The organism is Clostridium hydrogenum, assembly GCF_021432385.1.
GTDB lineage: Bacteria > Bacillota > Clostridia > Clostridiales > Clostridiaceae > Clostridium_S > Clostridium_S hydrogenum.
In genome coordinates, this window is sequence record NZ_JAEACT010000003.1 from 882,826 (window position 1) to 908,031 (window position 25,206).

21 protein-coding genes and 1 pseudogene are annotated in these 25,206 nt (G+C 30.4%); 3 read left to right on the top strand and 19 right to left on the bottom strand.

What is annotated here, in order from left to right; genetic code table 11:
* Positions 1-387: 387 nt before the first annotated feature.
* From CUEA01_RS17185 to CUEA01_RS17270, 18 genes are all read right to left on the bottom strand, one after another.
* The gene (locus CUEA01_RS17185; RefSeq protein WP_329604008.1) at positions 388-657 is read right to left on the bottom strand and encodes a GNAT family N-acetyltransferase; all 270 of its coding nucleotides are present in this window, start codon (positions 655-657) and stop codon (positions 388-390) included.
* Between the two features lie 418 nt (positions 658-1,075).
* On the bottom strand, positions 1,076-1,879 hold the full coding sequence (locus CUEA01_RS17190) for a class I SAM-dependent methyltransferase (RefSeq protein ID WP_234123004.1): 804 nt from the start codon (positions 1,877-1,879) through the stop codon (positions 1,076-1,078).
* Between the two features lie 355 nt (positions 1,880-2,234).
* Entirely contained in the window at positions 2,235-3,530 is a 1,296-nt protein-coding gene (locus CUEA01_RS17195) for an aminotransferase family protein (RefSeq protein ID WP_234123006.1), read from the bottom strand.
* A gap of 366 nt (positions 3,531-3,896) precedes the next feature.
* On the bottom strand, positions 3,897-5,450 hold the full coding sequence (locus tag CUEA01_RS17200; protein WP_234123007.1) for a hypothetical protein: 1,554 nt from the start codon (positions 5,448-5,450) through the stop codon (positions 3,897-3,899).
* A 17-nt stretch (positions 5,451-5,467) separates the two neighbouring features.
* Positions 5,468-6,232: an SDR family NAD(P)-dependent oxidoreductase gene (locus tag CUEA01_RS17205; RefSeq protein ID WP_234123008.1), complete on the bottom strand. Its 765-nt coding sequence runs from the start codon at positions 6,230-6,232 to the stop codon at positions 5,468-5,470.
* 149 nt (positions 6,233-6,381) lie between these two features.
* Entirely contained in the window at positions 6,382-8,223 is a 1,842-nt protein-coding gene (locus CUEA01_RS17210; protein ID WP_234123009.1) for a YcaO-like family protein, read from the bottom strand.
* A gap of 19 nt (positions 8,224-8,242) precedes the next feature.
* On the bottom strand, positions 8,243-9,604 hold the full coding sequence (locus CUEA01_RS17215; protein WP_234123010.1) for a B12-binding domain-containing radical SAM protein: 1,362 nt from the start codon (positions 9,602-9,604) through the stop codon (positions 8,243-8,245).
* Positions 9,601-9,954 carry a PqqD family protein gene (locus tag CUEA01_RS17220; protein ID WP_234123011.1) on the bottom strand — a complete coding sequence of 118 codons (354 nt, stop codon included), beginning with the start codon at positions 9,952-9,954 and terminating at the stop codon, positions 9,601-9,603. Before CUEA01_RS17220 ends, CUEA01_RS17215 begins: the two co-directional genes overlap by 4 nt.
* Positions 9,955-10,178: 224 nt before the next feature.
* Positions 10,179-11,267 (bottom strand): ABC transporter permease, encoded by a 1,089-nt coding sequence (locus tag CUEA01_RS17225; RefSeq protein WP_234123013.1) that lies wholly within the window; start codon positions 11,265-11,267, stop codon positions 10,179-10,181.
* Complete coding sequence (locus CUEA01_RS17230; RefSeq protein ID WP_234123015.1) at positions 11,260-12,159, bottom strand: ABC transporter ATP-binding protein; 900 nt, start codon at positions 12,157-12,159, stop codon at positions 11,260-11,262. Before CUEA01_RS17230 ends, CUEA01_RS17225 begins: the two co-directional genes overlap by 8 nt.
* Positions 12,137-13,552 (bottom strand): ThiF family adenylyltransferase, encoded by a 1,416-nt coding sequence (locus CUEA01_RS17235; RefSeq protein WP_234123016.1) that lies wholly within the window; start codon positions 13,550-13,552, stop codon positions 12,137-12,139. Before CUEA01_RS17235 ends, CUEA01_RS17230 begins: the two co-directional genes overlap by 23 nt.
* Before the next feature lie 18 nt (positions 13,553-13,570).
* Positions 13,571-14,632 (bottom strand): M50 family metallopeptidase, encoded by a 1,062-nt coding sequence (locus CUEA01_RS17240; RefSeq protein ID WP_234123017.1) that lies wholly within the window; start codon positions 14,630-14,632, stop codon positions 13,571-13,573.
* Positions 14,633-15,164: 532 nt separating this feature from the next.
* On the bottom strand, positions 15,165-15,314 hold the full coding sequence (locus CUEA01_RS17245; protein ID WP_234123018.1) for a hypothetical protein: 150 nt from the start codon (positions 15,312-15,314) through the stop codon (positions 15,165-15,167).
* 50 nt (positions 15,315-15,364) lie between these two features.
* Positions 15,365-15,502, bottom strand: a complete 138-nt coding sequence (locus CUEA01_RS17250; protein WP_234123019.1) for a hypothetical protein — start codon at positions 15,500-15,502, stop codon at positions 15,365-15,367.
* Between the two features lie 1,114 nt (positions 15,503-16,616).
* Complete coding sequence (locus CUEA01_RS17255) at positions 16,617-16,769, bottom strand: hypothetical protein (protein WP_234123021.1); 153 nt, start codon at positions 16,767-16,769, stop codon at positions 16,617-16,619.
* 275 nt (positions 16,770-17,044) lie between these two features.
* Complete coding sequence (gene rlmD / locus CUEA01_RS17260) at positions 17,045-18,421, bottom strand: 23S rRNA (uracil(1939)-C(5))-methyltransferase RlmD (RefSeq protein ID WP_234123023.1); 1,377 nt, start codon at positions 18,419-18,421, stop codon at positions 17,045-17,047.
* A 572-nt stretch (positions 18,422-18,993) separates the two neighbouring features.
* Entirely contained in the window at positions 18,994-20,733 is a 1,740-nt protein-coding gene (gene ade / locus CUEA01_RS17265; protein WP_234123024.1) for an adenine deaminase, read from the bottom strand.
* 537 nt (positions 20,734-21,270) lie between these two features.
* A complete protein-coding gene (locus CUEA01_RS17270; protein ID WP_234123025.1) occupies positions 21,271-21,540 on the bottom strand; it encodes a hypothetical protein in 270 nt (89 codons plus the stop codon).
* 158 nt (positions 21,541-21,698) lie between these two features.
* On the opposite strand from CUEA01_RS17270, the gene CUEA01_RS17275 reads away from it, so the two are divergent.
* Complete coding sequence (locus CUEA01_RS17275; protein WP_234123026.1) at positions 21,699-22,481, top strand: Cof-type HAD-IIB family hydrolase; 783 nt, start codon at positions 21,699-21,701, stop codon at positions 22,479-22,481.
* Between the two features lie 211 nt (positions 22,482-22,692).
* On the opposite strand, the gene CUEA01_RS17280 is transcribed toward CUEA01_RS17275, so the two are convergent.
* Positions 22,693-23,052 carry a DUF1540 domain-containing protein gene (locus CUEA01_RS17280; protein WP_234123027.1) on the bottom strand — a complete coding sequence of 120 codons (360 nt, stop codon included), beginning with the start codon at positions 23,050-23,052 and terminating at the stop codon, positions 22,693-22,695.
* A 163-nt stretch (positions 23,053-23,215) separates the two neighbouring features.
* Here CUEA01_RS17280 and CUEA01_RS17285 point away from each other — a divergent pair, with 163 nt between their 5' ends.
* Together CUEA01_RS17285 and CUEA01_RS17290 are read left to right on the top strand one after the other, a co-directional pair.
* Entirely contained in the window at positions 23,216-24,481 is a 1,266-nt protein-coding gene (locus CUEA01_RS17285; RefSeq protein WP_234123028.1) for an aminotransferase class V-fold PLP-dependent enzyme, read from the top strand.
* A pseudogene (locus CUEA01_RS17290) lies at positions 24,478-24,678 on the top strand (DsrE/DsrF/DrsH-like family protein); the annotation flags it as partial. The gene CUEA01_RS17285 and the pseudogene CUEA01_RS17290, both read left to right, overlap by 4 nt.
* Between the last annotated feature and the right edge of the window lie 528 nt (positions 24,679-25,206).

A 25,206-nucleotide genomic window follows, 5' to 3' on the forward strand; every position in this document is an offset into this window, starting at 1 on the left:
GAACATTATTCATGTAGCTTTGGTAGTGCTTTTTTTCTTGATAATCAAAAACTCTTAATATTATTATATTTTTTCCATTAATTTATCAAAAACAGAGCTTTATATTTAACATTTTTCAACTTATAAATAAATATGTTCAACTCTTTTATAACCTCAATTAGAAAGTGACTCCTCATAGCTTATAAATCAGGCTTTGAAAACGAAAACTTAGTTAAATATCATCAAAGCTATTGTCTTTTAAATATCACATAAAACTAGATACACTTAATTTGGGTGGCATACTTACCAACATGTGTATGTAGCATAAAAAAAGGGGGTGTCACATTAGCATAAAAAAATATGCTAATGTGACACCCTCCTTGAAGCTGGCATATACTTCAATTCTTTTTATAAAAGCGAATAGACTTCAAATTCCTTATCAAAATGGTAACCCAATTTTTCCGACAAATTTACTGAATCCCTGTTTGCTGCCTCCCATCCATGGTAAATACATCTCTCAAGACAAGTCAAAATTAATCTAGCAGCACAGGCTGCAGCAAGTCCCATTCTTCTATGCTCTTCCAAGGTTCCTATCGTTATTCCAATGGTACTTTTGTATGTAATATATGAGGATGCAATGCAAACAAGTTGTCTATCCTTGTATATTAAGGTGTTGATTCAAATATTTAACCCACTGCAGCCCACATGGAGTAATAATCTTATATCGAGCATTCTCCTCTAATATCTGCTCAATTTCATCAAGGTGTTTTACCTCACCCAGAAGGTAGCAAAATTCTGCTGCAATAATAACAGCTTCTTCTGGATATACTACATCGGAACGCAAAAACAGAAAGAACCGCCACAAAAATGATAATCCTCTCTGTTTTCTATTCTGCATATATATCTTCGTTCACACAATTTGTTCATGCCTTCTAAAGGATGTTTTGTGAGGACTGCCCCGAGCTTGCTATCCATCCTCCATTTTTAGAGCTGATTTATTCAATACTGGGTATCCATCAAACCATAGATGCTCTATTAACGTTAAATGGTTCAAATCAACCTGTGTATTAACCTATATCATTTCTCATGGAATAACCTATTTTTCTAGTACTACATACTTTACCTTTCCGATTAAATTATTTTCTATAACAATAGTCTCAACTTGCTTAAATTTTGTTTTACTGATTAAATTATTAAGTTCCATACCAGAGATAATTTTCTTATTTGTACATCCCAAATATCTGAAGGTAGTGTTATTTTCAATTCTTTCTGCATAAAAATTCATTATGGCTCTTCCTTGATCAAAATTTTTAAATTCTTGCCACATTATAAATTCTTTAATTCCTTCGCTTTCATTTGTTACCATTTCAATGGGAGTTTTATTCTCCTGATTCTTATACTCGGATATGTAATCAAAAACCAAACGACCACCAATTGGCAATTTATCATAAATATAATTAAACATCGCCGCAGTTTTTTCAATATCATCAAATAATAGACAAATAGTAGTGGCTGGTATAATCGCTAAGCTAAATTCTTCCTTTATATCTAAATTAAGTACATCTTGATTATACCAAACAATATTTTTTTTCACACTTAAATCGGACTTTCTTACTTTTTTATCCAATATTTTTAGCATATCCTTAGAATTGTCAACACCTATTACTTTAATTCCTCTTCTAGCTAATTGCAGTGTAATTCTACCATTACCACAGGCTAATTCTAATACATTACCACCTGTCGTATAAGCGTTTTTTAAATAAATTCCTACCTCCTCATTATTAGTTACGTTTGATTGACTTTCGTAAAATTCTGCAAAAAAACCTTCATAGAAGTCAATCTTTGATATATCACTTATACTCAACTCATTAATTTGTTTAAATATTCCATAATACTCCATTTACTTTCTCACCTCACATAATGTACCTTTTCAAATTAAAATACTCATGCTCTTCTCTACTGCTTAGAAGAAGCATCTTTACCCTTTGTATACTTTTGATGTATTCTGCTCTTTAAATACCTACTAATCAACGTTTAAATATTGAATTAGTCTAGAAACTCTATGCTTGTACCTGAATATTACAGCCTTCTTACATTTCGCTGTGATTATTCTAAACTTGTCAAAAATAAATGCCTTCATCCTTAAAAATTTTATTGACAGAGGAAACTTATCATATATAAAATTTCTTTTATAATTTTTTTACGTTTATTTATTAGTAAAAACCTACTTTAATCAAACACTTAATTATATATTATTAAAATAATCGAAAATTCTCTAAGACTCTCTTAATTGTATTTGAAATAAAACTAATTTCATCGATTTCGACTATATATGGCAATAAAAAATATATACATGAACCTAATCCTTTACCATGATTCCAAGAACATATAATTCCATTCTGTTTAAGTAACCGAACTATATAATATAAATCAGTACTATTTAGAGGTGTAATACCATCTTCTTCAACTAATTCAATGGCGTTCATTAATCCTATACCTCGTATACTATAAACATATTTATTTCCAAGTAAATCACTCATTAGACATTGCTTGAAAAACGCTCCTTTTTCTGAAACTTCACCAACAATTTTATTACCATTTTCGGATATCTGATTAACTGTTGCCAGCGCCGCTGCACAACATATAGGATTTCCATTTTGAGTGGAAAGATGAAATAAAATATCTGATCGCATACTAAACGCAGAACAAATATTCGATGAAATTACAACAGCTCCCATTGGCAGATAACCATTATTTAACCCTTTTGATAATAAAACAATATCCGGTACAACCTCAGCATGTTCAAAAGCAAACATCCTTCCAGTTCTTCCCATACCAGTCGAAATTTCATCAAAAACAGTTATGATATTATTTTTAGCTGCAAATTTACAAATCCATTTCAATAAATCTATTGGCATAGGAATAACACCTGCTGAACCCAAAATTGGCTCTATAAATATAGCAGCGAGACTACTTTTTTTGGTCTCTAGTATCAATTTTACACTTTTGCAAATATCCTCTATTTGTTTATCTTTTTCACGTATAAAAGGAAGAGGAAGTTCAATAAATCCCTCCAACAAAGGTTTATAGGCATTGCGATACTCACCTTCATATGTACTTGCTGACATTGAACCAAAATAGTTTCCATGATAAGATTGGTTAAAAACAGCAATTTCACTTCGCTTTGTATTCCTAAATAATCTTTGATATTTTCGTACAATTTTAATGGCTAATTCGGTAGATTCAGATCCTGTACATGTAAAAAACACTTTTTTCATACAAGACGGCATAATAGATATTATCTTTTTAGCTAATTCCTCTTCAATTTCATTTGAAAACATTTCTGGATTGGCAAATGGCATTTTCTCCATCTGCAGCATAATTGCTTGCTTTATTGCCCTATTAGAATATCCTAAAGGAACATTCCATAATCCACTGTTTCCATCTAAATATCTATTTCCATCTAAATTATAAATATACACACCATCTGCGTGAACAATACATTCACGTTCCTCATTAGGTCCACTCATAGGTAACCAATAATTACTCATATCATTCTTGTATGATGCATTTGGAAGCAATATACACCTTTCCTTTCTTTTAGATTTGTATTGATATCGATAAACTCAAGCATTTCCTCTATACATAGCTTTTGATGGCGAAATATAATTGAACCACTTAAACTTAAAAATAACTATGGTAGCTTCCAAAAGCTGATCTTCAACTCAATTCATTTGAGTTGAAGAGCCTCATCATAGTTCTTGAATAAACCTTACACTACGGTAACAACGTTGTTAACTTTCTCATATAAAGCAATTACAAGATTTTATCATTTATATTAACAAAGACACTATTCTAAGTAAAACTATCAATATTACTATATGACCTTGAAACGTTAACTTCTCATAATTGACACCCTATACATTTAGAATATTATTGTTAACCTTATCCCATGCATTCTGAAAATTAGTCTCACAACACTCTTCGCTCCATTTGTCCACAAAAAAGTTTCTAGTTTCATCATACCCATACCCTTTTTGAATTGCTTCCAGTACAAATGCTAAATAAAATCCAATCTTTAAAACTCGTCCCTTTAATGGATTTAAGTAATAATACTTATTATCATACTGAAATAAGAAAATATTTTGTGAAATAGGTTTCTTTGCAGAAATATTACCAGGCAATAGCAAAGAATATTTATAATTTGAAAATATCATTTCATTAAATTTCATTTTACTATCAAGTTTAGTATATTTCTCAAGCATTAATAAAATATTTTTAATGTTAATAAAGTCTGGAATTTCAGGATGTTCAATTATCATTTTACAGTATTCTTTAGATTTAATACTTTCAGGTGGGAATGAACACTTTGTACACCATCTGCTCGCTGCACAATTTTTGCATTCACGAGCAACTTGTGTTTGTTCAATTATTTTTTGCCTTCCTGTAAACTGTGTATACTCGTCATCATCAATACAATATCCGCATTCACTTTTACCTCCACATGGTGATATTGTACCATCTTCATAAAGAAACAGACGCATCTGGTAGAGTAAGGAACATCGATTAGCCCATCTACACTCATTTAATAAATAAAATTGATGATCCCTTATTATTCCTGTTTGCGCAAAATGAGCAGTATCTTGTAATAATGAATCAAAATCATCTTTATCCTCTAACTTTAAATATTGTGTTATTTTTTTGCTTCTTTCCTTGAAAAAATCACTATACTTTGAAAAACCGAATTGTATTTTTTGTTTTTTGCCATCAATATCCATATAATTTTTACTAATTGTATTTATATGATTATAGTATCTTTTTTTCCACTCTCTATATTTACTGCTATCCACTTCTGAATTAGGTATAAAAATAATACTATTAATATCCATATATTGTGTAAGTTCCAATTTATCCATTATTTCAGCGTTGTGAACAAATATGTGCTTTGATTTTGAAAAAACATAGGAGTTAGGATACTTACCAGTAAGCATAAGACATAAACTATCTGACATATATTTTTTAATTTCAGTTTCATTTACTCCAGCTTCGACATCAACAAATGCCGATATCAATTTTTCAAAAGTAATATTCTGTATAGTTTCATTATTATTGTTGGATATATCGTATAAGTTTCTTACAACTATTGCAACTTTATTATTAATTGGGTATAAATATTTACTTTCTACTTCAGGTATCATCCATATCAGTTGAATGTTAACCTCTGATTCAAAAATTTTCTTGCATAATTCATTAATCAAAACTATGTTGTCTTTATTGCAGTAAAATAATAAAACATCTAAATCTGCATCTGATATGCAAAAAACAATATCATCTAAGCAATTACATGAAGATAAATCTAACACTCTATATTCCTTGCTTATATCATTTGCATTTAAAACATTATCTGTATTATTATTAAAAATATAGATGCCATTTAAATATTCTATATAAATAAATCCTTTGTTGCTCATACTATTCACTCCCTCTATTACATGTGCTTCAATAACCAGCCACCGTCTACAACAAGGTCATGACCAGTTATCATACTTGCATTATCTGACAACAAAAATAAAACTGCTTCAGCTACATCTTCCGCCTCAGCACACCTATGTAATGGTATGCTATTTAGCCATTTATTTCTAAATGCTTGTGTCAAAACTTCATTTCTATTGGTTTCTGTATTCAAATATGTAGGTGATACTGTATTGACACGAATATTATATTTAGCCCATTCTAAAGCCAGCACTTCAGATAATCTTATAAGTGCAGCTTTACTTGCACAATAAACTGAGCGATCATAATTTGGAGCACTTCCATGTTGTGAAGCAATACTAACAATATTTCCTCCGCCATTTTTCATCATATGGGTTCCTATATATTGTGCTGAAAAAAAGAATCCTTTTAAATTTAAATTCATTACTCTATCCCACGTATTAATATCAATAGCAACAGCTGAATTTATTTCATTAGTACCAACGATATATACAAATTGTTTTATTTTATATGTTGTATTAATAACAGATGATAATTTATCTTCTATTTTTTCAAAATCAACAACATCTACATTCACAGATGCTATTTCTACATGTGGAGATTTTATATTTATTTCACGTATAAAACTCTGTAATTCACTATAGCGCGATGGTTTATCTGCTAATATTATAGCTAAATCTGTACCTCTATCTATTGTCTTAAACACAATTTGTTTTCCAATATCGCTTAAAGTTCCAAGGATTAGTAAAGCATCTTTCATAATAACTTTCATTCCTTTCACTGTGCTCAAAGCACAAAAACATATTAAAGTGATTAATATTTATAACTCTATAAATAATATAGATAGAATCATTCTATTTTCTCAATCCAATGCTTTTAAGTAAATAGAATTAGCACGGATATCTCACTTCAACAAGAAAATAACTCCTTTAGTCTATTCTGATCAATCATAACCTTTTCTTTGGTGCGTAGTTTTTCACAAATATCCTTATAAAAATAGTAATCACAACATTTTGATTCAGTGCACGTTTTTTTATCCATTATATGATTTGAAAATAACTTAACAAATACTAATTTGGGATCACAAAATGATTCATTCAACCATTTACATACTTTACTAGAATAAAAATAAGTTAAGTACGAAATAACCTTATCATGACTTAAATCAATACTTCTTCCATGAAGATAATCTTTCATTGCATTATAAAAACGCATCTCTTTCCTATCCTGTTTAGGCAAAATTGACATAAATTTTTCCATGTAAGTATAAGCAATCTCATACTTTTCTTGCATAACCTCGCAAAGTATCAGCATATAAAGCCATCCTAAACCAACATTCTCAGCTGGATAGTTCTCAGTATGAAGTAAAGTTCCTGACAATGAAACTAATGAACTATGCATGTCATTTGTTCCAAAATTCTTTAATATATAACCAAGATAACGTACATTATACAAATTTATCTCAGATGGTCTATTTATTAGATCACTAATAGCATACTTTAATGCGATATTTTTAAATTTTTTCTCATCCATATGATTCATTTCTGACATAAATGGTATAATAATGTGATAACTAGGAAATCCCAAAATAGAAGAATCTCGAATATAAATGTCATATTTCTCATCAATAACATCATTAATTATATAGTCAATTATATCTTTATCATTTCTATTTTGAATATCCTTACATTTACTGAAGTCAAATGAAGGTTTATCAGAAAAAACTTCGTATGGGTATTGTCCCCGTCCAGTATGACAAATGTTACTAAAGTTATCATCAGTTTTTACAATGTCATTACCAAAATTAAACTTACTTTTTTTACAATACTGATTGAAATCCATTCCTTGGCTTGTTTCAGTGAGCACTCTTTCCATTGCAATTCCAATATCAGGATGGCATCCAAATTTAAGTCCATAATTTCCCTTATCTAATTCTATTGAAGCTAATGCAACCACGGGAAACTTTCCTCCCAATGAACAATCCTTCAATACAAATCTATAATCAGATAATTTTTCTAAAGATTTAAGTCTACTTTCTATCTCAGGAAATTTAGCAATTTCCTCATACTTGTAATCAGGTAATGCATATGAATTCTTTACTATTTCATTCTGCACATACCTTTCTATAACTTCACTAAATCCTTGAATTAATGCCTCACGTGCTGTATTACCCGCGCACATACCATTACTTCCATAAATGCATGTATATAGAAAATATGGTATATAAACAACATCCTTTTTTCTGACTGAATAAAAAGGTACCATAACCCATAAGTCACCTTCACCTGTTACTTCTAATTCAAACTTATGTAAGTTCTGCAACACTTCTAATTTATTCTCATAAGACAAATCACTTAAATTACATTTTTGAAAAAGCATATCAAAAAAAACTGAATCTAAAGACGCTACTTCATCTGTTGTCATCAATTTTTCATCCGGCGTAATATAATAATTCTTATGTCCCTCTAGATATCCTTTTTTAAAATAAAACTTTCTAATCCATCGATTTTGCAAACGTTCCATTAGTTCCGCATATGCACTTGCCCTAGCATATTCCTTAGTAATTCCTTTTCCATTACTTCCTATACTTGTTCCTTTAAAACTAACACGTAATGAATATGTTTGAGCTGAACTTACCGGCATCCATTCTTCAGTAACTTCAGCGCCTAAATTTTTAAGGATATCTTTAATAAAATTTACTGTTACTTCTGGTTTCTCGTTTTTATAATGTTTTTCAAGTCTATTATCCATTTCAATATCTCCTTAATAATTATATGAAATTGAAAGCATCAATTCTTCTTATATATCTTTGAAGACTTGGATTAATATTTTTAGGATGACGCCTGTGTAAATCTACAGTACTTTTGTAATATGCATTTTGTATTTCTTTTGCTTTCATATATTTTGAATCATAAACCGCACAAAATGTGCTGTAATGATTTAAGTCATTATCTAATATCTTAATATTATAGTCCTCTTTATGTTCCCAAAGAGCTGTACCTGGAAAAGGAGTACATACTGTAAAATTAACAGATGCACCTAAGCTTGCTACTTCTTCAGCAATATTTAATGTATCATTAATAGTCTCAGGTGTGTCATATGGTTGTCCAATAATCATATTGGTTGATGACATAATTCTAAGTTCATTACACCAATTAAATACATTACGTATTTGTTCCATGGTAATATTCTTTTTCAAACTATCAAGCATCTTCTGACTTCCAGCTTCAACTCCAAATTGAATATTGTTCAATCCCGCTTTCTTCATTTTTGTAAGAAGCTCTTTTGTCATAACATCAACTCTTGATTCACAATACCATGTCATACCTAAATCCTGACTAATTAGTTCATCTAGAAATTCATTTAAGCGTTTTACACTTGCTGTCATGGTATCATCAATTATTTCAACATGATTAAATCCCAAAGATTTCAAATATGCAAACTCCTGTACAACATTCTTTGCTGATCTTAAACGATATTTTCCACCAGATAGTGCGCTGGCAGCACAAAAAATACATTTTCCTGGACATCCCCTGCTTGTAGAACAGGTTGCAGGATGTGCATATGATTCCAACTTATCAAACAATTTTCTATCAGGGAATGGTATTTCATCAAGATCACAAATTAAAGGCTGACTTGGTGCACAAATTGTCTTTCCATCCTTCTTGTATACAATTCCTTTTAAATCCTCAAGCCTACGCTCCTTGCGTATGCAATAATCGCATAATTCTTTTAGGCTTATTTCGCCTTCATTACAAATAACAAAGTCAACAACCCCTGTGGACAAAGCTGCTTCGTATTCGAAAGATACATGTGGTCCACCAAATACAATTATTATATCTGGATACTTAGATTTTACTATTGATGCAATCTGTACAGCAGATAAATATGTTTCTGTTGTACATGAAAGCCCTATCATTTTTGGTCTTTTAGATTCTACTGTTTTCATAAACGTATTAATAGTCACGTCTCTAAAAGACATATCTATCAGCTTAACTGAATAGTTAAATTTTGAAAGATATGTACCCAAGTATCCTATTCCTAATGGTGGCATCCCTTGGTATTCAAAACTAATCATTAATCCAGGATTTGGTGATGGTGCTAAAGCAAGTAAAATATCTAATTCATTCATTCTTCTATCACCTGACTTATCTCTAATTTATATAATGGATTCCAGTTTACAATAATCATTTTTTTCTCACTCAAATTTTTAATTAATTTAATGACATGCTTTCTTACTTCATTTCTATCCTTTATATTCATTTGTTCAAATACTGAATCTACTATTTCTGAAATAGTATTTCTACCATTTAGCATAAGCCAAATCTGTCTACCAACATTTTTTAATCTAAATATACCTTTAAAATTTGTTATTTCAATAACTTCATCAAAATCCCCAAAGCACTCTGATATACGACAAGGTGTGTAATTATCAATAATATTTTTTTTACTAATATCAATCACATCAAAAATATCATCCATTAAATTTTACCTTCTTTCACATTAAATTAATTATTAGTCTCATAATAAATGTGTAAATTTTAATTGTATTCTTAGCTTTTATTTTTTATCTTTACCAAATAACTTTTTTAGAAAAGCATTTCTTCTTGCAGTAAGCTGCTTCCTAAAAATAAATATAAATCCTAAAGCAATTACCAACCCAATAACAAAAAACACCATAATAATCTACCTCCAAAAATTTTAAATTATAATTTTGATATATTTTTTGTATAGATACGTTTTGAAATTAATAGTTCTATACAAATAAATACTATATCTGATATGACACAAACAATCATTGTTTGTGTTGATATACTGTTTGTAATAATTTCCGAAAGAATAGGAAAAGCAGAAAACAAGGGAATATAATTCAAAAAATTCCATATTCCATGATACATTCTACTATTTATTAATGTATACAGATACGACACCATTACTGGCGCTAACATTATAGTAGAATATGCATTCGAATCCTCAGCTCGCTTCGAAATACTACATAATCCAATACATAAAACAATTAAACTGTATATGCACAATGTAAGATGAAGCAAAATCCAAAATATATTTCCACCACTTAAAAATGAAAAATCGCTAACAATTTTATTATCATTAATTATAGATGCGATAATCATTGGTAATAAAATTACTATGACATTTATAATCACAACAATAAAACTTGAAATAACATCTGCTTCAAATAGTTGAGTTTTAGTTAGCGACGTCAAAATCACCTCAGTAAGCTGTGTTCCTTTTTCATAGGCGACCTGTGCCCCTATACGGCTAATCAATATTGTTGTCATTATAAAGAACATTAAAACTATCATCATAATAAATGTAGTTTGATTTTCTGTTAACATTTTCGTATCAGTTTTGTCAGTATAAGTAATATTCCTGTTTTGAAGCATTTGTCTTTCCTTAAATGAAATATTTGTATTTGACTTAAGATTATTGACATTTAATGTGTATATTATACTATCAATTGTCTGCTTTGCATTCCTTCCATTACTAGTATAAAAAGTCACATTATACATAGACTCATTAGCTTTAAAAGAAATTGCAACATCAGCATTTTTATTAACCAATTTTATATTACCAAACTGCTTTGTATCTATGGAAATGTCCTTTGCTTCAATTTTGATAGAATTGCTTGAAAAAAAACTGGTATGTATCCAAGGGAAAAAAGCTAATGCACAACTTGCAAGCAAAATTAAAAAAAGGCATAACTGAATTGCTATGGAATTCAGCATATTTTTTAACTTTATATAAATCGAATTAAGTAATTTAATATTACGCATAATTTTCACCATTATCATTATATATTCTGAAAAGTTCATCAATATTACGTTTTCTAACTATAAACTTAGTACAATAGGGAGATCCTAAAACATTAAAAATTTCTTGTGCCTCACTATCACTAGCAATTGTTATATAAAAATGGCCACTTTTTTCACTATACTCCTTACCCTCAAGTTTTTGTTCAATAAATTCTCTTTTAAGTGATGGACACACTAACTCCAATACTAAAGAATTTCTTTTCTGTATCTCTGAAAGACTATCATATTCTAATATTTTTCCTTTTGCTACAAACATAAATTTATCACAATGTTCTAATTTTTCTTCCAATGAATGTGTTGAAAACAAAATAGTTGTACCATTTGACACCAAACGTAAAATCGTATTCCAAAAAAAATCTGCCGAAATAACATCTAGTCCACTAAATGGCTCATCCAAAATTAAAACTTCAGGATTATTTGCGATAGCGCTAATAAACTGTATCTTTTGCTGATTTCCTTTTGATAAATCAGCAATCTGCTTATCCTTATAATTATCCATTTTGCATAGAGCTAACTGTTCCCTAACCATATTTTTTGCAACTGAACGTCTAATCCCCTTATAGCATAACAAATCAACAAGTTGATCAAAAACTAATTCTCTCGGATTCAAACCTCTAACCTCTGGTAGATAACTAATATGGTCAAATCGATTTGTTTGATTATCAATATAAATTCTACCTGAATCAGCTTTTAAAACTGAACATAATATCTTAAACATTGTGCTTTTGCCAGCACCATTTCGGCCAAGTACACCAATAAGTTCGCCTTTTTTAACTGAAAATGATATATCATCTAATGCTTTTACATCACCATACATTTTCACAATATGTTCAACCTCTATCATATTCTGCATGAATCCTATTCCTCCTATTATTTAATCTATTCTTCATAAAAAATCCCACCTTTCTTTTTAAAGATGAAAGCAAGAATACTAAAATGGCCTCAGTTAAAATAAATAAACTGTACATAATAAATATATACAAAATAGTCAGTAATGATTGAGCTACCCCATGCTTAAGACCAACTAAACCATTACTAATAACAATTATAATAAATCCCACTAGAAAATATAGTATTGCATTACTTGTTACTGCGGAAACAGCTTTTGAAGGTACCGAATAAATAGCAACCGCACCAATCATAATAATAACTGTACCTACCAAAAATAGAAAATTGTAATGTAGTAATGCATTAAAAATAAGAATAACTAAAGATAAAATCAAAACGTTCTTATTTAAGTTAAATTTATACTCCTCTTCAGACTCTATCAATGCATCAGCAGCAATAGCATCCATCTTCGTAGTTTGAATTGGATCTTCAAAACAAATTTTATTAACATATGTATATTTTTTTATTCCTAAAAGGATTCTGCTAGCTTCAGCTGCTAATAATGCGCTTACATAACTGCACTGACAAGATAACGAAGGTCGTCGACCGGCTACTATTCTGAAATCAGTTGATTGAGGAAAAAAGTTTGAATATCCAAAACTATCCTCATCACCCATATATGTAGGCCCTACTGCGAAAAATGTTCCTGTCATTGTTCCACTAATATATTTAAACTTATTTCGTTTACATACAGAATCAAGCCAAACTGGAAATTGTTCTGGTGTATCTGCTGATTTAATTATCAAATCGCAATTATAATTTATACATAATTCTTCTAATTGATCCTCTGTTACTACATTAACATTCTCTGCTATTATGCTTACGTTGCGATTAATTTTAGACAATTTTTTCTGCAGTACTGATACCTTATAATCACCAATATCGTCTATATCAAACAACAGCTGACGATTTAAATTACTTTCTTCTACTTTATCAAAATCAACTAGAATCAATTTTCCTACACCCATTGCTGTCAAATTCCAGGCCACATGCGTTCCAATACTTCCGCAGCCAATAATCATTACTTTCTTTTGGGCTAACTTTTTTGAGCTGTTACTAATATTTTGAAACTGAAAATATGCGTCAGTTCGAGATTCAAAACAGTTTATGTCAATCTCTTCAGAGATAAGTATATTATTACTTATAAAATTATTAATAATATCCTCCCCCCATACTGTAAGGAGATCATCTTTCTTAAATCCTTTACCGTCCACCATTTGTTTAAGTTGTTCCTTTTGCAAGTCATTTAAATGATATCTGTTATTTGAAAGATCAAAGTTTCCATTTACTTCAAAAATATATTCATCGTTTTGAGCTATTATTGCTGTAAAACGATTAAGATATAGCAATTGTTCCATTTATATACTCACTTTCTTTTATACAAGCAATGTAAAAATTATCGTTAAAGTAATAGATCCCAACATAATGGGAATGTACATCATCGATATAAATCCATAACATAAAAGCATCCTTTTTTCTGATAATGTGTATTCATCATCGTATGTTTGCATTTTGAAATCTGATTGTATATTAAATAACCTTGTTCTCACAATTTCTACGATTCTAACTTTAATATATCGAAATGCCTTTTCTCTTAAATCAGGTATTTCAAGCATTTCTTTCAAAACTAAATAGCCATCAAGTTTCAAGAATATAAACAGATTAAAAATAACACCCAATAATGTATCTGCTATAAACCAAGAAACTAAGAATTGAAATTTAATATATACAAACGGTCTTAGTATTAAGATAAATGATAGAATCATAAAATTCATTACTATTCCAGAAAGATATATCACAAGTTTTTGCCACTTTTTTTTCAGAAGTGTTACTCCTGTTAAATTTACATAAGCAGCTGGCATAAACCAATACAGCATAATTCCCAATTCTGGGACATTAACGCCATAACGTTTTGCGGCAACTGTATGTCCTGTTTCGTGTAAAAAAGTAACTATCAGCAAAATCGGAATTGTCACTAAAAATGAAGGGGTTTGAGCTGACGAAATAATATCAGAAAATATATTCACTAAACTATTATTAAAATAAATATTCAAAAAAATTCCGAAGAGCAATAGAGGTAATGTCCCATATAATAAGATTGACGATATAATATTAACTAACAATCGAGACTTAAATAATTTATTTGGATTTAATACGCAAAATGTTAGCTTAAATATGCTAATTTTTCTATTAACAGTGGAAGAATCAAGCATGCCGATGCCTTCAAAAGTCTGCAATAACTTATCAATTCGTTCTGCCGAATATTTTGCTTTTTTTGTTAATTCCTCTATCCCTGTCATCCCATCCAAATTGATTAACACACTATATTCATTATTTCCTAACACATACGTTTTTTTTGTATATTTATTAAACACCATAAAACGTCCATCTGATAGATTATTTATTTCTAAATTTCTACTTATAGTCGGATACTTCATTTTTATACCACTATATCAAAAAAATTCGAAAACTTATCACAATTTCTTCTAGATATAATTGATTTTTTGAATTTTTTGATATTATCCTTTCATAACAATTATATATCATAAAACAAAGCCAACTTCATTAAATCCGTGAGACAATTAACATGAGTGTCAAACTTATTTTATAGGATATATTTAATTTTACTTTTTCCTATTAAAGACTCCTACCAAAATTAGTGCACTAGCTACGCACATAATCGCAATAGCAGGCATAGCACTAAATTTATAAACAGTAAAATTTATAATTGTGAATATCGCAAAAATCAATAATCCAGCCTTAATGCTCTTATTCATTCTTTTATAATTTCCCCTTCCGACAAAATCAATCTTTGTATTTTTTGTCTATCATTTATGTTTTTTTACCTACCATTAATGACCAAAATGCAAAATCTAATTTAAATATTATTGAATAATTGAGATGAATCAATAATATAAATGCATTTTTTAGTTATTTTACATATAAATGAAACTTAATTTAAAAAATTTATCATGTAAAAGCCACTACGACACTTATTCCTGTAGCAAAACCCTCAGCAAAATACATAGCGTTATCACCCCAGTCAGCAGCTTCAACTTCTTCTAGACATTCAATTTCAAAACCTTCCATCTCAAAATTTTCTATTTCTTGCTTGTCCATCTTTACACCTCCTTTCTATAATTAGTAAAAGCTATTAAGTGCTAGTCCAATTAATCAGCAGCAATTCCAATAACTACGCCAGCCGCCAAACCGCCAAAGAACCAATTTGAGGCAGTGCTCATAGCTTCAACATCTTCTACTTCTTCAATCTCAAAATCATATTTTTTTTCTAATGTTGTTTCTTCCATAATAAATCACTCCTTTATTTGTAAATGAATTTACAATTATTGAAATTCATCTCAAAACTAAAATCATTGGAATACCCCATATAATATCAATATAGAAGCCACACTCAAAACTATAATAGTAAGAATTGGATTTTCTCTATAATTTGAGTGTGATTTTCTAACTACAAATAGATATGTAAAAAATGATGCGTAAATCATAATTCCAAATTTCGCGAAGCAATTCATTTTGCACCCACTTTCTACCTTCTTACTCATTTTTCTCTTTAATCAAAAACATACAGGCTTACTAAACAAAGACAATATTTGATAATTAACTATTAAACTAATAAATTTATTTCATAATCTTGGTATAAAGGTCAATGTTTTTTTTTACATAATACCATATATATACTATTCAGTCAACAATTTAGAGTAAAATAATTATTTTAAATAAAATGCCAATTTACTACAAACTGTTTTACTATAAATACAGTTATATAAACCTTGAAGAAAATTAAGCTAATACTATCCCAAACATAAAAGTCTATGCAGATAAAGAAAGTTTTCTTTTCTCGTTAGATAAAGCTTCTCTTCTTTTTTATGTTGGATTTACTACACTGCACCAAAGGAGTCATTACTTTGGGTGGTATACAAAAATTAGAAACCATTAAATTTGAAAAGAAACAAAAGAAATATTAAAAGATGTTCATAAATTAAATGTATGGCTCACAAAAATCTATTATGAACTAAATTCAGATATGGGTGTACTAACGCAACAATTTTGTGAGATGACCGTATTTTGGGAATACGGTTTATTGAGTTGTGCCCCTTTACCAGCCCCTTATCAAAAAAACATCCAGTTAAAGTGATTACCTATCACTCTAACTGGCTGCTTTTAAAATGCTTTATTCAATTAATATACATGCCAAAAGTATTTGCCCAACTAAACGGCTTATTAGTAATAAATATATAATGGTTGGTATAATACCAATAATTACAGCTACTATACCTAATTTTTTCATATAATAATTCTTAATTCTATGTCCTTCAATTAATATAATTTCTTCTTTTAATTTTTCAAGAGATTTTAAGGATACTTGAGGCTGATCTGTTTCTACAACTAATCCAGCTTGAGCTAAAGATAATAGTTTTTCAAAATACTTTTTTTAACATCATCCTTCGTATTTATTAATGACTTTATTATATTATTATTTTCAACTTCAATATAAAATTCTTGTTGTTCTTTTGAAATTTCTTCTTTTGCATACTTTGCATGAAGTGAGCACATAATATCAAATTTTTCATTTTCATTATTTTAATGAAACTAAAAAAACTTTCACATCTTATCCCCCTTATTATAGAGGCCGTCCACAAGTCTTGCAAACATTACTTGACAAAGCAAGAGAGAATTTTTCAAAGTCCAGTGTTTTTTCCAAAGATACTAATTCATTTTGCATAATTATGAACCCCCTTGGGTCAAAAAATCCCTCACACCGCAGTATGAGGGAACATAAAACACACTATCAAATTTTCTTAAAATCCTTCAATTCCTTTGATACCAGGCTATTTCTTGTGTATCAACACAACAGTCTCCACGTGCCCCGTTTCCGGAAACATATCCACCCCTTGCACTTCCTTCACCTCATATCCACCTTCACACAATATCCCCAAATCTCTTCCCAAAGTTGCCGGATCACAAGACACATAAACTATAGTCCTAGGCCCAGCATTTGCTATAGCCTCAAGCAAAACCTTCTCACAACCCTTCCTTGGTGGATCAACAACTACAACCTCAGGTTTTATTCCTCTTTCAATTAGTTTTGGAATTTCCTCTTCTGATTTTCCAACAATGAATTCAGCATTAGTTACTTTATTTTGATCTGCATTAATTTTTGCATTTTCAATTGCCTCTGGTATTATTTCTACTCCGTACACCATCTTTGCATTTTGTGATAAAAACAAAGATATAGTACCTGTTCCGCAATAAGCATCAAAAACAACTTCTTTGCCTGTAAGCCCTGCATACTTAAGTGCTGCACTATAAAGTTTTTCTGTTTGAACTGGGTTAATTTGAAAAAATGATTTTGAAGAAATATTAAATTTAAACTCACCTATGTAATCTTGTATTTGGTCTTTTCCCCACAGTGTTATTTCCTTATCTCCAAGAATTACATTTGTTTTTTTACTGTTAATGTTTTGAATTATTCCTGTTACTTCATTAATATTTTCTGTTATAGTTTCTATTAATTCTTTTTTATGAGGTAAGTTTTCGTTAGTTGTAACTAGAACAAGCATTATCTGTTCTGTTTTAAAACCTCTTCTCACCATAATATGTCTTAAAGTTCCTGTTCCAGTTTGCTCGTTGTAACCTCTTATTTTATATTCCTTCATCCAAGCCTTAACAAGCTTCATTATTTCGTTTGCTGCTTCAAATTGTATGTAACATTTATCAATGTCTATTATTTCATGGCTTCTCTCCGCATAAAATCCAATTTGAGGTTCACTATTTTTTTCTCCTACAGGCAGCTGAACTTTGTTTCTATAGTAATGCGGTGGATTCATTCCAATAGTATCATGTACAATTACAGAATCCATATTAATTTTACCTATTCTCTCAATGCAGTCTACAACCTTCTGCTTTTTAAATTCAAGCTGTGCTTCATAAGAAAGATGCTGCATTTGACAGCCTCCGCATCTTTTATAATTATGACATGTTGGTTCTGTTCTATCCTTTGCCGCCTCAATTACTTCTATTAATCTACCAAAAGCAAAATTTTTATTTACCTTAGTTATTTTAATTCTAACCTTCTCACCTTTAATTGCACCTTTTACAAATATAGTGAAGTTATCTATTTTTCCAACTCCTTCACCCATATTTCCAAAACCATCTATGTAAATTTCATAATCTTTATTCTTCTCTACTGGAATCACTTTATTCATAAATTTCACCCTTCTAAAGATATACCATTGTGAAACTTAAAATTTATTTGTAACAAAATGCCGTCTTCTATGCATTTTGTTGCACATGAATTTTAATAGTTGAGCTGGTATATCTATACGTATATTTTTTCACAGAGTACAGATGACAGAGTACAAAGTACAGTGAAGGTTGATTTATCTTCCTTACGTCTGATAAATCTTAAAACTTATATAAAATACCATATAAAAGGTTTGGACTTCACCAATTAAATTTTTAAATTTCCTGTTTCAACAGAAAATTAACCTTCGCTGTACTCTGTACTTTGTACTCTGATTTCTTATTATAACATATCTATTTGAACTTGTGAAAAACATAAATATACTATTTGAAACAGAGTACAGTGAATGATAATTTACCTTTCGCTTTGCTTATGTAAATCTTAAACTTAAATGTTGTCAGCTTCGCTGAACACCATATATGCTGGCATTGCGTAAGCAATAAAAAATAAGTTCTTAGACTTTTCTACGCTGGCGTAGAAAAATCATCCTTCACTGTACTCTGTACTCTGTACTCCGTACTCTGAGTTAAATATTTAATCTTCTGCTTCTATTGATGTAAAATCAAACTTTTTAACATCAAATAGTCCCACATCTGTAATCTTCAATTCAGGTATAACTGCTAATGACATAAAGCATAATGTCATTACGGGCTCTACGGTTCTGCTAACTTCTAGGATATTATGAGCATCTTCATGAATCTTTGTTAAATGCTCGCTAACCCATTCACCAGATTTATCTGTCATAATTCCGCCAATAACAAATGGCATTGAGTTAACTACTTCTCCTTTGTTAACAAGAACTATACCTCCGCCTTGTTCAATTAAACTTTCTACAGCTTTACACATATCAAAATCATTAGTTCCAACTACAATGATGTTGTGAGAATCATGGGCTATTGAAATAGCTATTGCTCCATTTTTGATACCGTAATTTCTTATAAAGCCTAAGGAAACATTTCCTGTGCCAATATGTCTCTCCACTACTGCTATCTTCACAACATCTTGAGACGCATCAAAAATGAAATTTCCCTCTTCATCCAGCTTTACTTCTGCAATACCACTACCTGTAACTACACCATCTGGTAAAATATCAATTGTCTTAACACGTTTTGATTTTAAATGCATTTTTAGTTTTTCTATTGAAAAGTCTTTTACATTAAAACGTCCTTTAACAGCACTTGCATCCTCACGTTTTACATGAAATAAATAATTACCGTTTTCAGCTACCTTTTCTCCTTTAATGAATACTTTCTTTACTTTAAAAGCTTTCAGATCCTCCAAGAACACAAGGTCAGCCCTTAAGCCTGGTGCAATAGCTCCTCTATCGTATAATTTAAAGCATTCTGCTGCATTTAAACTTGCCATTTGAATTGCTGTAACTGGATCTAGCCCTTCCTCTACACACATTCTCAAATGATTGTCTAAATGACCTACCGACAAAATTGTTTTTGGTTGCCTATCATCAGAACAAAGAATAAATCTTCTGCTATTCATTGGTGTTACAGCTTTTATAATGGCTTTTAGATTACGACAAGCTGATCCTTCCCTAAGCATTACATACATTCCTTTTGAAATTCGCTCTTCAGCATCTTGTACTGTTTCACACTCATGTTCATCATGAATTCCAGCTGCAACATATGCATTTAAAGAATTTCCTGTAAGCCCTGGACTATGCCCATCTATAAGTTTATTTTCTTTTTTTGCAACCAAAAGTTTTTCAAGAACATCATCATTGGCATTTATTACACCTGGGAAATCCATAAACTCACCCAAGCCTAAAATACTTTCATTTTTAATAGGCTCTTTCATTTCTGCTGCATTAATCTTTGCACCAGCATTTTCCCAAGGTGTAGCAGGTACACAGGAAGGAAGCATATACTTAATATCAAGCTTTCCTTTTTCCGAAGCTTTTAGCATATAACTTAAGCCTTCTATACCAGCAACATTTACAATTTCATGTGGATCTGCAATAATTGTTGTTCCACCATGTGGTATTAAAAGTCTTCCAATTTCCTCTGGCGTCACATAAGATGACTCAATATGAATATGACTGTCAATAAAGCCTGGTGCCACATAAGCACCTTCAGCATCTACAATTGTATTACAATCATATTCCCCAATCCCTGCAATAAGTCCATTTGTAACTGCTATGTCTTTTCCCCCTATGATAGAATGATTATAAACGTCCACTATTTTTACATTTTTTATTACGAAGTCGGCTTGTTCTCTCCCTGCTGCTACATCAATTAACTTTTTTAATTCTTTTTTTTCCATAAAATACTCCTCTATTTAATATTTAATTCACGAATTGGATTATATCCACACAAATTAATAATCATTTTACACCCTTTTGTTACCAATTATCTATTAGCCATAACTGATATATATTTATATACTGCAGCTTCTTATATCAAACATTTTTTGTAATGCCTCTTTATTTTTTCGTAAAATAAAAACAGACTTTTTCTAAAAGAATTACCATGTCAGATTGATTCTCTTTATAGTAAAAAGTCTGTTTTTTACTTCTGAATTCTTGCTCTATTTAATGTGGATACATGAAACTTCTGTAATTTGATGAACTTTCCCCGTAATGCATGCCAATATTGGTAGTACATTTACCACTTTCCGTTTTCATCCAAGTTGTATTCTTGTCTATTTCAGTAGCTTTGTAAATTCATACACGCTTTCACCAGTCACCGCCTTGAAATGCCTTACAAAAATAAAATTTTGAAAAATAAAAATGATTACGAGCATCAGCCACAGAAATATTATCGTCAAGATGCTACAGGATATAATCAATGCTTTGATTTATTACTTTACTCTTTTTAAAATAAATTCATCATGTTTTGAAACTTCTTTTTCAATTCTAGTTAACTGATCAGTATTTGTTTTATGACCTTCAATAGATAAATCTACTTTTTTATCAAGTTCCTCTAATTTAATATCTAGTTTAGTCATTCGTGCTTCAATTTTATCAAGTCTTTCGCTGTGAGACTTGAGTTCGCTTTTTACATCTTTAAAGCCTTCATGCATTTCTGTATGCATTTTAGTCATTAATTCAAAAATTTTATCATTTTCCACAATATTAAATCTCCTTGAAATATAATTATATTAATACTATATATTTAACTTTGTTATTAGTCAATGTTATTTCAAATATTACAAATTGAAAAAATATATCGAGTTAAATCATGTTATAATATAATCATATTTCATACTAATTTTCGGAGGAAAAACACATGATAAAATTAATTGCCACAGACATGGATGGAACTCTTCTTAAAAGTAATGGAGAACTTCCTGATGAATTTAGCACAGTATTAAATAACTTAATTGATAAAGGAATAATGTTTTGTGTTGCAAGTGGAAGGCAATACTTTACCCTAAGAGACAATATGGCAGAATTTAAAGATAAAATTACATTTATCGCTGAAAATGGAGCCTGCATATACAAAAATGATGAAGAATTATTTTCAAAAACTTTGGATAGAGCTATGGCAAAAGAAGTTCTTGAGGATTTAAACAAACTTCCTGATTGCAAGGCAGTTTTATGTGGTGAAAAAAGTGCCTATGTTTTGGACAAGTCTATTGAATTTATTGATGAGGTAAGAAAGTATTACCATAAATGTACTACTGCTAATAGCTTTGATGAAATTGATGATGAGTTTTTCAAAATAGCCATATATGACCCTAAAGGTCCAGCAAATAACTCCAACTTACTCTTGTCTCAAAAGTGGTCAAAAAAACTTCAACTAACTATTTCTGGACAAGTATGGCTTGATGTGGGAAGAACTGATATAAATAAAGGAACTGCCATAAAATCTCTTCAAAGCAAATTTGGAATAACTGAAGCTGAATGTATGGCATTTGGAGATTATTATAATGATGTTCCAATGCTTGAAAGTGTATACCACAGCTACGTTATGGAAAATGCACCTGATGGCGTAAAAAAGCATGGAAGATTTATTGCCAAAAGTAATGATGCTTGCGGAGTGATTCAAGTAATCAAGGAATTACCTTAAAAGAGAGAGTACAGATGACGGAGTACAGAGTACAGTGAAGGATGATTTATCCTCCTTACGTCGAATAAATCTTTCAACCTATAAAAAAACTATTCAGCACCGCTGAATAGTTTTTTACTTTGGGCTTCGCCCATTAAATTCCAAAATTTTCTGCCCAAGCAGAAAATTCTCCTTCACTGTACTCTGTACTCTGTACTTTGTACTCTGCTTTCTAGTTTTCCTCAAATGTTTCGCATTCAGTTCCCTCACTTGTTACCGCACCAGGACCATACATTTGAACGGTTCTTGCTATGCATTCTTTCCCTTTGTTATGTGAACAATTTATTGCCTGACATCTTATACGCGGACTCATTTCTACGGAATTGCCGCTAAAAATCTGTCTTATTTCGCCTGGAATATTCATATTGGTTAAATTTGAAAGAGCATTTCTTATTCCTCTCTCAGCAAAAGTTTCACACTCTGTACCATTAGATGAGTGCGCCTTTATTCCATGAACATCAATAGTACTTGCAGAACATAAACCATTCATATTATTCACACATGTATTTGCACTACACATTAATTTTGCCATATTTTCCACTCCCCAGATTTATAATTTTTATTATTTTACCCTTTTCTATGCTTTTTATGCAAATATGCTTAAACATAGTCCAGTACCTTTTTCATTATAAAAAAATATAATGGTATGGAGTCATAAAAAAGGATGTGTTTAGGTTAATATGTACTATAGAAAAATGATAGTAGGTGTTGACACTCCAGTTCCACTATGGAATGATCAACTTGTAACAGGCATAAATTTTGATAATGCTGCTACAACGCCTGCATTTAAATCGGTACTCAAAGCAGTAGTAGAATTTTTGCCATGGTATTCCTCTATTCATAGAGGCACGGGGTTTAAATCAAAATTTTCTGCTAAACTTTATGAAGAATCAAGATATGAGGTTCTTAAATTTGTTGAAGCAGATCCAAATTACTATACAACTATATTTGTTAAAAATACTACTGAAGCTATAAATAAGCTTTCCTATAGATTATGCAAAAGCACAAAAAAGTGCATGATACTTTCTACATCTATGGAACATCATTCAAATGATTTACCCTGGCGAGATAAATATAATATGGACTATATTAATGTCAACAGTGATGGTACATTATCTTTAGATGATTTGAAATTAAAGTTAAATAAATATAAGAATATAGTAAAGCTTGTAGCTATTACAGGAGCTTCAAATGTTACTGGAGCTAAAAATCCTATTTATGATATTGCAAAGCTTTGTCATGAAAATGGTGTAAAAATACTTGTTGATGGAGCGCAATTAGTGCCACATTGCCATGTAACTATGGGAACTCAAAATCGAATTGACAATATTGATTTTCTTGTTTTTTCAGCTCATAAAATGTATGCGCCCTTTGGCATAGGTGTACTTATTGGACCAAAAGAGATATTTATGAATGGCTCTCCTGATTATACTGGCGGAGGAACTGTAGACTACGTTACTCATGATTATGTTGGCTGGACGGACCCTCCGGAAAAAGAAGAAGCAGGCTCTCCAAATGTAATTGGAGCTGTTGCATTAATGGCTTCAATTCGTACTTTAAATAAAATAGGAATGAGAAATGTAGAAAATCACGAAAGACAGCTCACTTTTTATGCTTTAAGCAAACTTAAAAAAATTCCTCAAATACTTTTATATGATAATATACCTATAGAAAATAGACTAGGAATAATCCCCTTTAATATAGAAGGAATTCCTTATAGCAGAGCGGCAGAACTTTTATCCGATATTGGTGGCATTTCTACAAGATGCGGCTGCTTTTGTGCTCAGCCCTATGTGCAGTGTTTATTAAAATTATCTACTGAACAAGTAAAAAACTATATAAATAATCCAAATGTAAAAAGACCAGGTATGGTAAGAATAAGTTTTGGAATTTATAATACTATCTCGGAAATCGATACATTTATAAATGTACTAAAGGAAATAATAAAAAAGAGGCCATGATGGCTGAAGAAGAAACCCCAACACTGGAGAAATTCTTAAATGGTGCTGTTAAAAAAGGAATTAAATTTTATGGCTGCAAACTTTCAGTAGATGTTATGGGCTTTAAAAAAGAAGAACTTTTGCCTCAACTTAAAATCATTGAAGCAAAAGACTATCTAAAGGATGCAACTTCCTCAGACATTCAATTATTTATTTAAACCCATAGCAAAGGTGTAGTGCAAAACCAAATAACATGGGACAGGTGCATTAAAAATAATGTGGTATACGAGTATCTCGAAATCTTAAATAAAGTTGTATAAACCTAAGTGGCAAATTTTCTGAAAACTTACCCACTAAGGTTTATACAACTTTATTTAAAATATTTCTTCGACACTCGTATACCACATCATTTTTTTAATGCACCTGTCCCTTGTTATTTTGATACTTGTACCACAGCTTTATTTCCAATGTTTAAATAAGTTCGTATTACAAAGTTTAGATGCATGAACTTTTGGCAGTTGAACTAGTTTAAATAGATATTAAAAACTTACCCAAACAATGGTGTAGTACAAAAACTTAAATAATAAGTGGGAGCTCTGCATAAAAAAATGATGTGAGGAATAGCGTTGAAGAAACATTTAAATAAAATTTTATAAATCTTAGTGCCTAAATCTCAAAAGTCTTAGAAAGGTCAATTGTTTGAGCTGCCTCTTGCGAGTTATTGAAATTTCTTAGACTTTTGAGAT

Coding starts and splice junctions, on each gene's coding strand:
- CUEA01_RS17280 (WP_234123027.1), bottom strand. CDS start 23,052: ATGGCAAAATTAATGTGTAGTGCAAATACATGTGTGAATAATATGAAT.
- CUEA01_RS17195 (WP_234123006.1), bottom strand. CDS start 3,530: ATGAGTAATTATTGGTTACCTATGAGTGGACCTAATGAGGAACGTGAA.
- CUEA01_RS17230 (WP_234123015.1), bottom strand. CDS start 12,159: ATGCAGAATATGATAGAGGTTGAACATATTGTGAAAATGTATGGTGAT.
- CUEA01_RS17205 (WP_234123008.1), bottom strand. CDS start 6,232: ATGAAAGATGCTTTACTAATCCTTGGAACTTTAAGCGATATTGGAAAA.
- CUEA01_RS17215 (WP_234123010.1), bottom strand. CDS start 9,604: ATGAATGAATTAGATATTTTACTTGCTTTAGCACCATCACCAAATCCT.
- CUEA01_RS17220 (WP_234123011.1), bottom strand. CDS start 9,954: ATGGATGATATTTTTGATGTGATTGATATTAGTAAAAAAAATATTATT.
- CUEA01_RS17190 (WP_234123004.1), bottom strand. CDS start 1,879: ATGGAGTATTATGGAATATTTAAACAAATTAATGAGTTGAGTATAAGT.
- CUEA01_RS17235 (WP_234123016.1), bottom strand. CDS start 13,552: ATGGAACAATTGCTATATCTTAATCGTTTTACAGCAATAATAGCTCAA.
- CUEA01_RS17245 (WP_234123018.1), bottom strand. CDS start 15,314: ATGGACAAGCAAGAAATAGAAAATTTTGAGATGGAAGGTTTTGAAATT.
- CUEA01_RS17255 (WP_234123021.1), bottom strand. CDS start 16,769: ATGTGCTCACTTCATGCAAAGTATGCAAAAGAAGAAATTTCAAAAGAA.
- CUEA01_RS17275 (WP_234123026.1), top strand. CDS start 21,699: ATGATAAAATTAATTGCCACAGACATGGATGGAACTCTTCTTAAAAGT.
- CUEA01_RS17285 (WP_234123028.1), top strand. CDS start 23,216: ATGATAGTAGGTGTTGACACTCCAGTTCCACTATGGAATGATCAACTT.
- rlmD (WP_234123023.1), bottom strand. CDS start 18,421: ATGAATAAAGTGATTCCAGTAGAGAAGAATAAAGATTATGAAATTTAC.
- CUEA01_RS17200 (WP_234123007.1), bottom strand. CDS start 5,450: ATGAGCAACAAAGGATTTATTTATATAGAATATTTAAATGGCATCTAT.
- CUEA01_RS17225 (WP_234123013.1), bottom strand. CDS start 11,267: ATGCGTAATATTAAATTACTTAATTCGATTTATATAAAGTTAAAAAAT.
- CUEA01_RS17210 (WP_234123009.1), bottom strand. CDS start 8,223: ATGGATAATAGACTTGAAAAACATTATAAAAACGAGAAACCAGAAGTA.
- ade (WP_234123024.1), bottom strand. CDS start 20,733: ATGGAAAAAAAAGAATTAAAAAAGTTAATTGATGTAGCAGCAGGGAGA.
- CUEA01_RS17240 (WP_234123017.1), bottom strand. CDS start 14,632: ATGAAGTATCCGACTATAAGTAGAAATTTAGAAATAAATAATCTATCA.
- CUEA01_RS17250 (WP_234123019.1), bottom strand. CDS start 15,502: ATGGAAGAAACAACATTAGAAAAAAAATATGATTTTGAGATTGAAGAA.